General features: G+C 41.0%; 14 protein-coding genes and 1 tRNA gene. 5 read left to right on the forward strand and 10 right to left on the reverse strand.

Annotated elements, in window-relative coordinates; all coding sequences use genetic code 11:
• Positions 1-59 precede the first annotated feature (59 nt).
• The gene (locus tag NR125_RS01855) at positions 60-2,135 is read right to left on the reverse strand and encodes a DUF4179 domain-containing protein (protein ID WP_251155985.1); all 2,076 of its coding nucleotides are present in this window, start codon (positions 2,133-2,135) and stop codon (positions 60-62) included.
• Positions 2,136-2,294: 159 nt separating this feature from the next.
• Positions 2,295-3,206 carry an SDR family oxidoreductase gene (locus tag NR125_RS01860; RefSeq protein ID WP_071156543.1) on the reverse strand — a complete coding sequence of 304 codons (912 nt, stop codon included), beginning with the start codon at positions 3,204-3,206 and terminating at the stop codon, positions 2,295-2,297.
• A gap of 97 nt (positions 3,207-3,303) precedes the next feature.
• Between NR125_RS01860 and NR125_RS01865 the strand changes: the two genes are divergently transcribed.
• On the forward strand, positions 3,304-4,272 hold the full coding sequence (locus tag NR125_RS01865; RefSeq protein ID WP_071156545.1) for a helix-turn-helix transcriptional regulator: 969 nt from the start codon (positions 3,304-3,306) through the stop codon (positions 4,270-4,272).
• A 256-nt stretch (positions 4,273-4,528) separates the two neighbouring features.
• On the opposite strand, the gene NR125_RS01870 is transcribed toward NR125_RS01865, so the two are convergent.
• Together NR125_RS01870 and NR125_RS01875 are read right to left on the reverse strand one after the other, a co-directional pair.
• Complete coding sequence (locus tag NR125_RS01870; protein ID WP_071156547.1) at positions 4,529-5,023, reverse strand: YehS family protein; 495 nt, start codon at positions 5,021-5,023, stop codon at positions 4,529-4,531.
• A 194-nt stretch (positions 5,024-5,217) separates the two neighbouring features.
• A tRNA-Sec gene (locus tag NR125_RS01875) sits at positions 5,218-5,314 on the reverse strand.
• A gap of 123 nt (positions 5,315-5,437) precedes the next feature.
• Here NR125_RS01875 and NR125_RS01880 point away from each other — a divergent pair.
• Both NR125_RS01880 and NR125_RS01885 read left to right on the forward strand, forming a co-directional pair.
• The gene (locus NR125_RS01880) at positions 5,438-5,863 is read left to right on the forward strand and encodes a DUF2621 domain-containing protein (protein ID WP_019381898.1); all 426 of its coding nucleotides are present in this window, start codon (positions 5,438-5,440) and stop codon (positions 5,861-5,863) included.
• Positions 5,864-6,009: 146 nt separating this feature from the next.
• On the forward strand, positions 6,010-6,504 hold the full coding sequence (locus NR125_RS01885) for a DinB family protein (RefSeq protein WP_071156549.1): 495 nt from the start codon (positions 6,010-6,012) through the stop codon (positions 6,502-6,504).
• 50 nt (positions 6,505-6,554) lie between these two features.
• Here NR125_RS01885 and NR125_RS01890 read toward each other — a convergent pair whose 3' ends face one another.
• From NR125_RS01890 to NR125_RS01900, 3 genes are all read right to left on the reverse strand, one after another.
• Complete coding sequence (locus NR125_RS01890; protein ID WP_009330550.1) at positions 6,555-7,043, reverse strand: CcdC family protein; 489 nt, start codon at positions 7,041-7,043, stop codon at positions 6,555-6,557.
• Between the two features lie 152 nt (positions 7,044-7,195).
• Positions 7,196-7,555 carry a response regulator gene (locus NR125_RS01895; RefSeq protein ID WP_009330551.1) on the reverse strand — a complete coding sequence of 120 codons (360 nt, stop codon included), beginning with the start codon at positions 7,553-7,555 and terminating at the stop codon, positions 7,196-7,198.
• Between the two features lie 278 nt (positions 7,556-7,833).
• Complete coding sequence (locus NR125_RS01900; RefSeq protein ID WP_071156551.1) at positions 7,834-8,541, reverse strand: cytochrome c biogenesis CcdA family protein; 708 nt, start codon at positions 8,539-8,541, stop codon at positions 7,834-7,836.
• 346 nt (positions 8,542-8,887) lie between these two features.
• On the opposite strand from NR125_RS01900, the gene NR125_RS01905 reads away from it, so the two are divergent.
• Positions 8,888-9,058 (forward strand): aspartyl-phosphate phosphatase Spo0E family protein, encoded by a 171-nt coding sequence (locus NR125_RS01905; protein ID WP_009330553.1) that lies wholly within the window; start codon positions 8,888-8,890, stop codon positions 9,056-9,058.
• A gap of 60 nt (positions 9,059-9,118) precedes the next feature.
• Here NR125_RS01905 and NR125_RS01910 read toward each other — a convergent pair whose 3' ends face one another.
• Positions 9,119-9,526: an Lrp/AsnC family transcriptional regulator gene (locus NR125_RS01910; protein ID WP_071156553.1), complete on the reverse strand. Its 408-nt coding sequence runs from the start codon at positions 9,524-9,526 to the stop codon at positions 9,119-9,121.
• 118 nt (positions 9,527-9,644) lie between these two features.
• Between NR125_RS01910 and NR125_RS01915 the strand changes: the two genes are divergently transcribed.
• Complete coding sequence (locus tag NR125_RS01915; RefSeq protein ID WP_071156555.1) at positions 9,645-10,406, forward strand: MBL fold metallo-hydrolase; 762 nt, start codon at positions 9,645-9,647, stop codon at positions 10,404-10,406.
• Positions 10,407-10,445: 39 nt separating this feature from the next.
• On the opposite strand, the gene NR125_RS01920 is transcribed toward NR125_RS01915, so the two are convergent.
• Together NR125_RS01920 and NR125_RS01925 are read right to left on the reverse strand one after the other, a co-directional pair.
• A complete protein-coding gene (locus NR125_RS01920) occupies positions 10,446-12,239 on the reverse strand; it encodes an ABC transporter ATP-binding protein (RefSeq protein WP_071156557.1) in 1,794 nt (597 codons plus the stop codon).
• A gap of 4 nt (positions 12,240-12,243) precedes the next feature.
• Complete coding sequence (locus NR125_RS01925) at positions 12,244-13,992, reverse strand: ABC transporter transmembrane domain-containing protein (protein WP_071156559.1); 1,749 nt, start codon at positions 13,990-13,992, stop codon at positions 12,244-12,246.
• Positions 13,993-14,017: the final 25 nt, after the last annotated feature.

A 14,017-nucleotide genomic window follows, 5' to 3' on the forward strand; every position in this document is an offset into this window, starting at 1 on the left:
CTATACACACGTATTTTGCAATAGTTTCCATTTTGGTGAAGTAAAAAAGCAGGCAACCCTTATTGGGTTCCTGCTTTATCTTTTACAATAAGCTCTGTCTCAACCTCTACTACATCATCCAAATATTTAGTAGTATTATATCCTGTAATATCTAAGCTTTTAGGAATTACTTTATTACCAGGTAATTTCACGCTTTGAACAGTAAAGAAGTGGCGGGGCTGTTCCATTTCTTCGTAAATTTTTGTTGTGATTTTATTCATATCATATTCTTTCCCATTTTTATCAACAATGACTCCTTCATAGTCTCCCTCCATTGAATTTTCCCCTTGCTCAGTCTCAATAAAGTAATGAAGCGATTCATACGCTCGGTTCTTAATTTCATGATTACTGAAGATAACTGTGGACGGCTGACCTATTTCCACCTTATTAATGGTGATGGTGCTGCCTGCATATTTAAAGGTTTGAGGGTATTCCTTGGAAGCATCAAGTTTAATTGTTTTATGATCTTCAATTGATAAATACACACTGCCAAACTGAACCTTAACCTCATTTGTTTCTTTTTCAAAAAGAGGTTCAAAATTCGCCTGGAAAATGCTCCAATTTATGTCTGGCTGATTATGCACATAAGAATTTCCATATAGATCAGCTTTCAAAAATTTATTGTTAACTTCAAGATCATTAAAATTAATAATTTCAATTCGCTTCGCTGGCTGTTCATTATTTATGCTATATTGCAGAATTGTCGCTGTTGGAGCAAGGATCAGTTTATCCAGCCGAACCGGAACTCCCTCAAGTTCGATTTTTTCATTTAACGCATATTCGGTGGATGGCTTTTTGGTGACAGGAATTTCAAAATTCCATTCCCCTTCTTCCGGCACCATATTCACGTAGGAATCAGAGGGGTTACGTTTTAATTTCATAACCTTATTTATTTTGAGTTTAACTTTACCTGTATCCTCTTTCAGCGGCCTAAGGCTTATCTTCCCATGATATATGTTCTTTTCCTTATTATTAAGCTCCATCTCAGTATCAGGAGGGAAGTACCTTGGAAAGGTGTTTGCCACCATGATCTCCCGTTCGTTCTCTATAAAAACGCCATCATCAATGTTAATCATATATTGATTGTTTTCTTTTGAATCTTCTATCTCATAAAAAATAAGGGTCTGAGTATCATCGGCAATCGCACTCTTAATCTTTATTTTCACCCCACCACTTTCTGCTTCCAGGTTCAGCCTTTCACCCACATCCTCCTGCAGAAAGGCACGTAGCTCCTGATTTTCTTCTGTCCAGGTGTAATAAAGCTTTGAAAAGACACCTGAAAAAATCCCTGCAAAAATGGCTAGAACGAATATACTTGCGGCAATTATGCCATTTCTTTTACGTTTATTGTTCTTTTGCTGAATAAGCCTTTCCCTTTGTGCAACTCGTTCTTTGATATTTCCAATAAAACCATCAGGTACACGGAATTTCTCAATCGCTTCAGTAAAGCCTACCATAACTTCCTGTAAGGCTGCTAAATCCTCCTGGCAGTCCTGGCAATGATAGATATGCATTTCAAAATCAATTTTTGCGGGCCGTTCCAGGTTTCTCTCCAGATAATCAACGTAAAGCTTTCGATACTCATTACAGCCGTGATAGTGCTCTCCATATCCCATTCCGTTTCTGAGTGACTGAAGTCCTGAAAATAAAAGCTCCTTAACCTGTTCGGAAGAAACCTGGAGAAGCTGTGCTGTTTCGCCCTTTGAAAGTCCTCTTATGTATGTTAAACCTAGAACTTCTCTTTCCTTCTCTATTAACTTATGAAGTTCATGAAATATCTTTTGATGGGAATCACTTTCCTCCGAAGCTTGTAAACTTTTATTAAGAGAAAGTTCCCTGCAAATATGGATAAAAATAGATAAAACCCATATTTCGAAAGATGTGCTGCTTTTAAACCTAGGCAGCTCCTTATGCACCTGTAAAATGGCCCGATAAAAAAGCTCCTCTATCTTGCGTTGATTCCCAAGATAGGACCAGCCAATTGCATATAAGGATCGCTGATGCTGTTCGAACCAGTTAACGATGGATTCTATGTCTTTTACTCTAATCTTCACTGGTAAAATGGGATTATTTTTTACTGGGATGATCAAGACCATTCTCCCCTCTATGTATGCCTAATTATTTATATACCTGGCTTTATTATAACGATTAAAGTGATATTATTCACCAAAATTTGGATAAGAAAATCGTGTTCCCTTAGACATATTAAAAACTCCTTTTGCAGAAGTTCTGCAAAGGAGTTTTCCAATGAAAAGCTATCTATATCCCTCAGCATTGGCCGGTTTCCCCGCCTCCTGGACCTCCACCAGATATCTGAAGGCATCCGGCTGCGAACCGTCCAGATCATGAAAGTTGTACATTTTAGCCAGCTGGCCACTGGAATAGGAGCCGCCGTTTAACCGTTTTTTATCTGGATCTTTTGCAATGGCACTAATCGCTCTTCCTATATACCTTGGTGTTTCAGAGATCACAAAATGAGGCTCCTTAACGGCTGCATCTTTCCAGTTCTCCTCTGTTACCCCAAACACCTCCAGCATGATTTCAGAACGCATCCAGCCGGGTGAAACAGCAACCGCTGTGCAATCATAAGGAGCAAGTTCATGTGCCAACGCTTTGGCCATCCGGATAACCGAGCTTTTGGCTAAATCATAGAATAGAGACAGACGGTAACGATCTTGATTGTACTCCTCTGTTCCGTCTGTGATTTCGGCAACTAGTCCGCCTTTATTTTTAATCAGGAGCGGAAGGGCATAATGACTTGTGATTATATGCGTATCAATCGCCAGACGAAGCATTCTCATCCCCTTCTCCAGAGAATGCTCCCAGACAGGAATATCCCATTCCATCAAATTTTCGCTTCCCCATATATCATTGACGAGGATATCCAGCCCTCCCTCTTCTTTCTCTATTCTATCAATCAATGACTGCACCTGATCAGGTACCAGATGATCCACTTGGACAGCAATACCATTACCGCCCAGTTCGCTGACTAATTCAGCTGTTTCTTCAATGGTTTCCTTACGGCCATATTCCGACATCTGATTTCGTGTCGTACGGCCTGTAACATACACGGTCGCACCTGCAGCTCCCAGTTCCATGGCAATGCCGCGGCCAGCTCCTCTTGTTCCTCCGGCTACCAATGCTACCTTGCCTCTTAATGATGTCATTCCTATCTGCCCCCTTTTGTGTTATATCTATACTATAATCATTAATGTTGACATCTAATGTCATATTTAACATTTATATTGTCCAGGAGTGAACAGAATGCGGGCAGACAGACTCATTTCTATATTATTATTGCTTCAAAATAACGAAAGAATGACCACAAGGGAATTGGCAAAAGAATTGGAGGTAACAGAGCGGACCATACACCGGGATATGGAAGCATTAAGTGCTGCAGGCATTCCTGTCCTTGCTGAACGCGGAAAATTTGGCGGATGGAAACTGCTTGAGAAATACAGAACAAATCTTACAGGTTTAAAAGCTGATGAAATCAAAACACTGCTTCTATCCCCTTCTTTCGAGCATCTTGCGGACCTTGGAATCAGTGAGGAATGGAAAGAAGCACGCCAGAAACTCCTCGCGGCCATTCCTGCTCCCCTGAAAGAGGATGTTAAAGACATTTCCAATCGGATTCATATAGACACCAGCACGTGGAGACAAACACCACGGGAAATGAAGTCATTTGGAATAGTCCAGCAGGCGGTATGGGAAGAAAAAAAACTTCAAATTCAATACGAGAAGGCAGATAAACAAACGAGCGACAGAATTGTTGAGCCATTAGGACTGGTCGCTAAAGGGAACACCTGGTATCTAATCGCTGCTTCAGAAGAAAAGATAAAAAGCTATCGTGTTTCAAGAATATTGGATGCCGAATTGATTAATGAGAACTTCAGCAGACCGAATGACTTTGATCTCTCAGGCTATTGGCAGGAATCGAAGCAGAAATTCATTAGCAGTCTGCCTCGGTTTGAGGTAGAAGTGGAGATGTCTCCGTCTATTATTCAGCGGATTAATTTTACTGGGCGATTTGTACAGGTGATGCACAAGGATAGTCCTAAGGATGATGGTTGGATTTCAGCAAGTCTTTGCTTTGATACTGAACAGGAGGCAAGGGAGTATATACTTGGGTTTGGGGATCAGATTAAAATTGTAAGGCCTGTTTCGCTTAGGAAAAGTGTTAGGGGGATGGCTGAGGGTGTTGTTGATTTATATAAAGAATATGATGAATAAGCAGAGAAAAAGGGTTTTTTAGATGATCAGCGTCTTTCCCGGTGTCAATAAAAGGATTAACGCATGCAAAGGTCAGGCGCTAAATATCAAAAACGAGTCCTAATCATTTCTCAGGCTCGTTTTTAATATTTACCAGGAGTCCATTTATATTTCCTTATAGATTAAATTTATTTCATGTACTATTAACTTTTCAAAGATCTAAGACAGCTTTGCTTTCTATGCTATTTATAAGTTATCACTCGAATTCTTTTCTTCCTTAACCCCTATACTTGATCGCTAGACCTTTTAAGAAGTTTCTGGCAAAATTATCTAAGCATACTTTATAATTTTTGTGTCCTTCTTTTCTTAAAAAAGCTCCGAGTTCTCCTTTTGATACGTTTAATCCAGCTTTTTTGAATACATCTATCATGTCCTCTGTTGTTAATGCCAAGGCGATTTTGATCTTCTTTAAAAGGATATTGTTTATGTTTGTATTATTTTCTATGGACGGTTCTGGCGTATTAGTTTGACCTGGTTTTGGCTCTTGTTTACCTCTTTTATAGATAATGAAGCCATTCAAAAATGAATTTAACATACTATTTGTCAATTTTAGTTGGCTGTCATTCTCTACTTCATCATTTGACTTTATAAGGATCTTTACCACCTCTGGTACGGACACCTCTAATCCCCCAAGTTTAAAGATCTCTGCCATTTCACTATTTTTGATTTCTAACGCATATCTCAACCGAATTAATATATCATTATTATCCATCAACTTAATTCCTCCTATTTTAAAGTGGCCACTGGTCTTTATAGCAACAGGCCCTTTTAACTATCTTAAGTCTATCATCAACGCATCCTCACAATGCATAGATTACGCAAACAATTATTTAATATGTTTTATCACATATAGATAGGCACAAAAAACCGCACAGCATCCCACTATGCGGCAATTATATGTATATTTGGCGGGACCGCCTGGGAATCGAACCCAGCTGACCACACACGGTGGTCACAAGCGGTTTTGAAGACCGTGGAGGGCACCAGCACCCCAATCAGCCCCGTAAAGACTCTTCCTATTATAAGGGCAAATGGTGCTGTTTTCAAGACTAATGCTTCCTTTCTTGTCGTATCGCGGCACAAGGCTTATAATAAAGACAGGAAAATATGTGTGTAGGTGAAGGAAATGCTAGAAGGCTGGTTTATGTATTTTATATTGTTTTGGGTTGTTGTTTTGATTTCTTTCTTCGCGATCGGCGGCTTTTTTATGTTCCGTAAATTCTTAAAGCGCATGCCGAAAGAAGATGGCAAATCGGATTTGGATTGGGAAGAGCATTACGTCAATGAAACACGCCATCTATGGCAGCAGAAGGAAAAAGATCTGCTTGAGGATCTAGTAAGTCCAGTGCCGGAGCTATTCAGAGATGTAGCAAGAATGAAAATAGCCGGCAAAATCGGCGAACTTGCCCTAAAGGAAAAGGCAGCACAAATCGATCAGGACCTCCTGATTCGCGGCTATATTTTAGCCACTCCAAAAAGAGATCACAAATTTCTCCGCAAGAAATTGACGGAAAAACAGATAAATATGACTCCATACGAGCACTTATTTTAGGCCATTTCGTATCATCGGAATGGTTTTTTATTATACGGGCTTTTAAAAGCCACACATGCTTAATTCAATTCTTGAAATTAAATAGGATAGTCTGAATATCTAATGAATAGAAATGAAGAGTACTCTTTCCAAAAAGGAGAAATCCAATGACCACAAAAGAAGTCTTATTAAAACAACTATCCGCCTGCCTAGACCAGCCCAATTGGTTTGTCCCTTTATCCGCTGCCATAGAAGGACTATCAGCAAAAGAAGCATCATTCAAGTCTGGAACCGCCAATTCGGTCTGGCAGATCATCACCCACCTTACCTTCTGGAATGACCGGTATCTAACAAGATTCAAAGAATTGCCGCTCTCCCAAATCCATATCGCCAATGACGAAACATTCAGCACCAATGAATCCTTTACGGAAGAGGATTGGCAGTCTGCCATAAAAGCTCTTCAAAACGTATTGTCTGAGTGGATCAAAGCCCTGGAAGAATGCAGTGAAGAAAAGCTTCTCTTATCCGCTTATAAAGAACCATTTGAACCCTGGTCGTCTGTCATTTCCAACCTAACCATCCACAACGCCTATCATATCGGACAGATCGTCGAAATACGGAAAATGTATGGACTTTGGGACCCTAAGAATGGAGTCCATTAATCGCAAACGCAAAAAGCCGCCGAGCGAAATGCCCGGCGGCTTTCATTCTATCAAGTTGTTTTCGGATTCCCCGATCCATGCAGCTCCTGATGAAGCTTCCGAAAATTCATATACATCGCTATCCTCCACGGTAAGATCATTGAAAACGCGAGAATCCAAAACATGCCGCTCAGCTGACCATAATCAATCGTTGAGCTAAGGACCATTTTTCCAATAATCCGGATAACAAGCAATCCTATCAATATAAAAGCGAAAGCTTTGGAACGCTTCAGGTAAATGTCGCTGTCTCTGATTTCAAAGGAAGAAGTCTTAATTAAAAGGATGGAAAACAGCATTCCAACTGTGGCTGCTTCTAAGATCTCCATTGGAGTTACGCGAAAATAAGGAACGACAAACATAAGAGCACCTGTGCTCATAAAAATCGGCGGCAAGATGATTTTCTTGGCGGAAGCCGGCTTTTTTGCAGCCTTCATGCGGATGAACATCACGAAGATCGCCATAAAAACGGCACCGATTGATGAAATTAATACAAAGTCCATTCGATTTCATCCTCTATTTCATTTGATTACTACCCATATTATATCTTAATAGGCTTGATTTAGGTACTCAGAAGGATAAAAGTTCATTAAAAAAAGCCACTCCAGCTGATACCCGGACACATCCGTATGTCCAGGGTACCCTGAGTCAGCTCCTAGCTTAATACCCGATTCACTGCTTCTAATACACGGCCTTCATCAAATGGTTTTATGATAAAGTCTTTCGCGCCGGCTTCAATGGATTCAACCACTACCTTCTGCTGGCCCATGGCTGAACACATGATTACTTTTGCATTAGGGTTGTCCCTCTTAATTTCCCTGACAGCCTCAAGTCCGCTCATTTCAGGCATTGTGATATCCATCATCACCAGATCAGGCTTCAGATTTTCGAATAGGTACACGGCTTCTTTTCCGTTTTCGCCTTCTCCCACAATTTCGTGGTCTGCTTTTTTCAAAATGCTGCCAAGGGTAACCCTCATAAATTTTGCATCATCTACTATTAATATTCTCGCCACGCTGTTTCCCCCTTGTAGTGCATTGGAAGCTATATCTCTATTATACTATAATCATAGTAAAAAATACCCATAATAACAAATATTAAACATATTGGGGAAGAAATTTATTTCCTTTTGTGGAAAACACTCTTCCACGCTCAAAGAACACATATTACAATATATCGAAGTATCAGATAAATGGCAATTGAAAGAATATGACAAATTTCGACCAGACCTCATAGCCTTTTTACTTATAGCAAAAAAAGGAGCACATTCCCAATTTGAATGTGCTCCTGCTTTTAAAAACCAGTAAATCCGCCAAATAACGGTGAAAGAATCGCTATGATTTTTGTCATCCAGTCAAAGAATAAGACAACACCCATAATCATCATTAATACTCCGCCGATTTTCATGATCTTGGCGCTGTTTCGTCTGATCCATTGCAGCTTGCCCACAAAGAACGAAAGCACAAAGAATGGAATTCCAAAGCCAAGGATATAGGCAATCATATAAACCATTGCTGAGCTTGGATTAGATGCTGCGAGTGAAATCACAGCTCCCAGAATCGGTCCTGTACACGGGGTCCAGCCGGCAGCAAATGCCATCCCAATTAATACCGAACCAAGCAATCCGGCAGGGCGGTTTTTAAACTCAAACCGTCTTTCTTTCATTAAAAATTCCGGCTTGATAACTCCCACTACCAACAGACCAAAGAAGAAGATAAATATTGCTCCCAGCTGGCGGATAAGGTCTTGATATTCAGTAAAGAAACGGCCAATAAAAGTAGTGCCAAACCCAATTGCAATAAAAATAGCCGAAAATCCAAGCAGGAAGAAAAGCGTGTGCAGCATGCTCCGTCTTTGCAGCATTGCATTCTCTTCTTTAATCTCCCCTACAGACATTCCTGTAATATACGATAAGAATGCTGGATATAACGGAAGGCAGCAAGGAGAAATGAAGCTTAAGAACCCTGCCCCTAATGCAATAAATACATTCAAATCTGTCATAGTCACAACTCCTGATACTCATTCATTCCCATTTCATTCTAACAAATCCCATATAGAAAAGATAATGGATTGAATGTGAACATTTTGTGTCACGAATATTTCACACATTTCTGAGTAAACCACCTGCTAATATATTAATTCATATTAGATTTCAACCTAAAACATGTAATTTTAATGTAAATGTTAATAAAGTTTAAAACAAGTTTCTTTTGAATTAATTACCATTATTCGATATACTAGGATAGGACTTAACAAATTCTGTTATTATCTTTCAGCTTTTGACATGGAATCAAATTGGCAGTGAAAAGCCTACATATAAGAAATTATCAGAGAGGAACTATTGGCCATGTGTAAACAGGAACTGCTTACATTGATTGAACAAAAAAGAACAGAGTTAATTCAAGTGGCCATGAAAAGCGGCTTAAGCTCTGCCGCAGCAATCCGGTACAGCCAGGAACTGGATGCCCTATTAAATGAATATAACCGAACCTTTATAAAAAAAGTGCAGACACATTAGAAAACAGCCATGCAACCTATGCAGGCTGTTTTTACATTCCATCCCTCTGGTTTTAAGCAGTTATTTATTAATAACAATCGATAATTTATAATTTGCATGCTTATTTAAATCTGTTAAAAATTGACTTAACCGCTCATTGGACGGAAATTTGCATTCAAGTATATAACAGCCATCCCCGCTGATTTTAAAATTATGGATGATTTCCTGCTGTGTTTTTACGAAGGTCAGGTACGGCTGATGATTCATACTTTGAGTAATAACCGTAATAAAAGCATGGATGGAATACCCTAATTTCTCCTGGTTCACTTTGATTGTGTATCCCTCAATTACGCCCTGATCTTCTAATTTTGCCACTCTTGATGCGGCCGCCTGGCCAGTTAAATGGACATTCTCCCCCAGCTCCTTCATGGTGATCCGGCTGTTTTTGGAGAGTTCCTCCAAAATACGCTGATCCGTGTGATCCAGCATTTTTTCAACTCCTTTCACTTTTCAAGTTAAACGGCAAAAAGACTTGATTTTATCTATGTAAGTACCAATGGGTCTTAGTATAAACTATACGTAAATCAAAGAAAAGGAGTACATTTATATGAATATACAGCAAATCCGCAACGCTACACTAGTCGTCAATTATGCAGGGAAAAAGTTTTTAATTGATCCCTTTTTAGCCGAAAAAGGGACTTACCCGCCTTTTCCAAATTCATTAAGACAAGATGAAAACAATCCTTTAACAGAGCTTCCAATCTCCATTGATGAAATTATTCATAATGTGGATGCAGTGATTGTTACCCACCTGCATTTAGACCACTTTGATGATGCAGCCAAACAGGCATTGCCAAAGGACATTAACATGTTTGTGCAAAATGAAGTAGATGCTGCTGAAGTGAAAAATGCTGGTTTTAATAATATTGAAGTCCTCCATGAGAATACTGTTTTTGAAGATATCCAACTAATAAAAACAAAGGGCGAACATGGCAGGGGCGAAATTCTAAAAATGGCCGGTCTCGTTTGTGGAGTGGTCTTCAAACATCACAGTGAAAAAACACTTTATGTAGCAGGAGATACAGTTTGGTATGATGCTGTTCAGGAAGTTATTGAAACACACAGCCCTGAAGTCATTGTTGTAAATGGCGGAGATAACCAGTTTCTTGAAGGCGGCTCGCTTGTTATGGGGAAGAAGGATATCTATGAAGTTTCCAAAGCTGCCCCGGATGCCAGGATTATTTCTGTCCATATGGAGGCAGTCAACCATTGGACACTATCAAAGGAAGAGTTAAAAAGCTATAGTAAAGAAAACGGCTTTTCCGATCAACTATTAGTGCCTGAAGATGGAGAATCCTACTCCTTTTAAGAGATGAAAAGACGTGTGGCCATTCACACGTCTTTTCTATTACCCTACTGCATCCTCCACTTTTTCAGCAGACCCATTCTGCAGCAGATACATTTTATGATACAAGCCCCGCTTTGCAAGCAATTCCTGATGCGTTCCTCTTTCTACTATTTCCCCCTGATGAAGAACGAGAATCAATTCTGCATCCTGTATCGTAGACAATCGATGAGCAATCGCAATCGTCGTCCGGCCCTTCCGCATTTTTTCCAGTGCGGTTTGAATCGCTTCCTCTGTTTCTGTATCAATATTGGCTGTTGCTTCATCGAGCACAAGAATTTTCGGATTGGCAGCAATCGTTCTTGCAAAGGCAATAAGCTGTCTTTGCCCGCTCGAAAAAGTCGAGCCGCGCTCAACTACCGCATGCTCATATCCGTCGTCAAGCTTTTCTATGAATGCATGGGCCTGAACAAACTGAGCTGCAGCTTTAATCTCTACATCTGTCATTTTCTCATTATGAAGTCTGATGTTATCTTTAATCGTCCCGTAAAATAGGAAAGGATCCTGTAGGACGAGCCCCATCTTCTTGCGCAATTCTTCCGCTGGATAAGACTTAATGCTTTTTCCGTCAATGAAAATATCACCGCGCTCAAATTCATAGAATCGCATCATTAAATTAATGATTGAGCTCTTGCCGCTTCCGGTATGTCCAACCAGGGCAACGGTTTCACCCGGCTTGGCTGTAAAAGAAATATTTTTCAACACATCCCGTTTGCCGTCATAGGAGAAGCTGAGGTTCCTGAACTCAATCTCTCCCTCCTTAATTCCATCAGACAGGTTATCCTCCTGTGCAGGAGCAAGCTCCTTTTCGTCCAGCAGCGCAAACGCTCTTGAAGCCGCAATGATTGCCTGCTGATACATGGAAAGCCTCATCATGATCTGATTCACAGGCTCAAAAAAGCGGTCCAGAAAACTGACAAAGGCATACAGCACACCGATTTCGATCGGACTGTTAAAAGAAGAAATACCAAAGAAGCTCAATACAATAATAAGTGCCAGAACATACACAAGGTCAATGGCCGGCCTTAACAGCAATCCATCCATTTTGATATTGCGCATACCTGCTTGGTAATGCTGCTTATTGATATCACCAAATTCCTTCCGCAGCCTTTTTTCCTGCCTGAAAACTTGTATGATGGACATTCCCTGCAGTGATTCACTCAGCTTTGCATTCAGCTGGCTCAGTCTTTCCCTTAAGTCCTTATAAAATACAGAACTGTATTTACGGTACGTACGAATGATCATAAAAAGAATCGGGAGAATCACCAGGCAGAATAGAGCCAGCTTCACATTCAGGATAAACATCGCCACAAAGATCCCTGTCAAAAGGAAGGCACCCTGAATAAAGGTAACCAGGACACTGACAAACATATCTTTAATCGCCTCTGTATCATTGGTAACCCTGGATACAATGCTTCCGGCAGGCGTTTTATCAAAGTATTTCAAGCCCAGTGACTGAACTTTTGAAAAGACATCCACACGCAGCTGCTGAATGATTTTAAGGGCAATTTCCTGAAATTTCAGCAGCTGAAAATAGGATACCAGCACATTCATGATCTGAATGCCCAGATATGCTGCACCAAGAGCAAATAACGGCTCGAAAACCAGGTTCCTTGGTGTTAAATAATCGTCGATAAAAATTTTGACAAGAATCGGCCCCAGTATGTCTCCAATCGTCGTTAACAGAAGCAGACTGAAGGCAAGTATGATTGTTTTCTTATGCGGTTTTGTATAGGAAAGCAGCCGAAAAAGGACCATCCGCTGCTCTTTCCCCTTCATAATCGGTGTCTTTTCCATCGTCTTATCCCCCATGCTCCACAAGCTCTTCCAGCTGCTGGCGCAGATACATATTCTTATACCAGCCTTCTTCAGCCATCAGTTCATCATGTGAACCCCGCTGAACAATTTTCCCTTCATCCAGCACCAATATCAGATTCGCATGCTGAATGGCGCTCAGCCTGTGAGCGGTTATGATCGTTGTCTTGCCTGCCCGCTCACCACGCAATGAAGTGAGAATCGCTTCCTCCGTTTTCGCATCAACGGCAGAAAGGGAATCATCCAAAATCAATACCTCCGGTTTCACCAGAAGGGCTCGTGCAATAGAAATACGCTGCTTCTGTCCTCCGGAAAGAGAGACCCCTCTTTCACCCACAACGGTTTTATAGCCATCTGTGAATTCGAGAATATCTTCATGGATATTGGCCAGTTTCGCCGCCGTATAAATATCTTCAAGGTCTGCATCCGGTCTCGTGAAAGCTATATTTTCAGCAACGGTGGCCGAGAACAGGAAGTGCTCCTGCGGGACATAGCCAATTGCTTCCCTCAGCTTTTCGATTTTATAGCGGTTAATAGGATGTCCGGCAAAAAGAATTTCCCCTTTATAGCCTTCAAACTCACGGATCAATAGCTTCAGCAGTGTGGTTTTGCCCGCACCCGTTTTACCTGCTATGCCGAGAGTCTCTCCTCTTTCCAACCTAAAATGAATATCCTTAAGAAGCGCTTCCTGTTCACCCGGATAGGCGAACTCCTCAATCCTGTACTCAATATCTCCGCTAGGAACTTCATTGATGCCAGTCTCATCATCCTTAATATCGATTTCTTCTGCTAGAAGCACAGAGACTCGATCATAGGAGGCGCGGCCTCTCTCGACAATGTTGAACAGCCAGCCAAATGCGAGCATGGGCCAAATCAGGAGACCTAGATAGGTAGTAAATGAAACCAGCTGCCCGATTGTCAGCTCTCCTGCAATCACATATCTTGATCCAAATGCAATAGATAGGAAGAAAGAGATCCCTACAATAATGCTGATCGTCGGATCAAACAAAGAATCAACACGTGCAACAGAAATGTTTTTTTGCACTACATCTTCAGACTGCCTGCCGAAATCTTCAATATCTTCTTTTTCCTGGCCGAATGTCTTAATCACTTTAATTCCTGAAACACTTTCCTGAGTTTTGTCATTTAGTGAAGAAAAAGCCTCCTGTGCTTTGTGGAACCGTTTATGAAGAAGTGTTCCATACCAGCTTGTCAAAAGTGCCATGAACGGCATCGGAATCAGACTGATAAGTGTAAGCTTCCAGCTGATTGTTGTCGCCATGGCGATGATAACGAACCCGCCTGTCGCCAGTGAATCGACAAATGTGAGGACCCCCGCTCCTGCCGTCTGCTGAATCGCCTGCAGATCATTTGTTGCATGGGCCATCAAGTCCCCCACCCGCTTTTTCTGGTAGAAGGACTGTGACATATTCGTAAAATGCTGATAAAGCCTGTTGCGCAGGAGTTTGGACAGCTTAACCGCTGATCCAAAAATCATGATGCGCCAATAATAGCGGAGCACATACATCATGAGGGCTGTAACAGCAAGTAGTCCTATCCACATTAATAAGGCTTTTGCAGTCAGCTCGCCATTTTTAATCGAGTCGACCACAATGCCGACCACCTTTGGCGGAACCAGCTGAAGCATTGCCACAAATAACAGCAGAATAATCCCGTTTACATAAGCCTTTTTCTCCTGCTTAAAAAACCACATCAAATCCAAAAAAACCTTCATACCCCATCCTCCGAAATTCGAAACA

The sequence above is a fragment of the Cytobacillus sp. Bac17 genome (genome assembly GCF_024519925.1).
Classification (GTDB): Bacteria; Bacillota; Bacilli; order Bacillales; family Cytobacillaceae; genus Cytobacillus; species Cytobacillus pseudoceanisediminis.

Excerpts from the sequence above, each read along its gene's own strand:
- NR125_RS01855 (WP_251155985.1), bottom strand. The coding sequence starts at position 2,135 with ATGGTCTTGATCATCCCAGTAAAAAATAATCCCATTTTACCAGTGAAG.
- NR125_RS01860 (WP_071156543.1), bottom strand. The coding sequence starts at position 3,206 with ATGACATCATTAAGAGGCAAGGTAGCATTGGTAGCCGGAGGAACAAGA.
- NR125_RS01865 (WP_071156545.1), top strand. The coding sequence starts at position 3,304 with ATGCGGGCAGACAGACTCATTTCTATATTATTATTGCTTCAAAATAAC.
- NR125_RS01870 (WP_071156547.1), bottom strand. The coding sequence starts at position 5,023 with ATGGATAATAATGATATATTAATTCGGTTGAGATATGCGTTAGAAATC.
- NR125_RS01880 (WP_019381898.1), top strand. The coding sequence starts at position 5,438 with ATGCTAGAAGGCTGGTTTATGTATTTTATATTGTTTTGGGTTGTTGTT.
- NR125_RS01885 (WP_071156549.1), top strand. The coding sequence starts at position 6,010 with ATGACCACAAAAGAAGTCTTATTAAAACAACTATCCGCCTGCCTAGAC.
- NR125_RS01890 (WP_009330550.1), bottom strand. The coding sequence starts at position 7,043 with ATGGACTTTGTATTAATTTCATCAATCGGTGCCGTTTTTATGGCGATC.
- NR125_RS01900 (WP_071156551.1), bottom strand. The coding sequence starts at position 8,541 with ATGACAGATTTGAATGTATTTATTGCATTAGGGGCAGGGTTCTTAAGC.
- NR125_RS01905 (WP_009330553.1), top strand. The coding sequence starts at position 8,888 with ATGTGTAAACAGGAACTGCTTACATTGATTGAACAAAAAAGAACAGAG.
- NR125_RS01910 (WP_071156553.1), bottom strand. The coding sequence starts at position 9,526 with ATGCTGGATCACACGGATCAGCGTATTTTGGAGGAACTCTCCAAAAAC.
- NR125_RS01915 (WP_071156555.1), top strand. The coding sequence starts at position 9,645 with ATGAATATACAGCAAATCCGCAACGCTACACTAGTCGTCAATTATGCA.
- NR125_RS01920 (WP_071156557.1), bottom strand. The coding sequence starts at position 12,239 with ATGGAAAAGACACCGATTATGAAGGGGAAAGAGCAGCGGATGGTCCTT.
- NR125_RS01925 (WP_071156559.1), bottom strand. The coding sequence starts at position 13,992 with ATGAAGGTTTTTTTGGATTTGATGTGGTTTTTTAAGCAGGAGAAAAAG.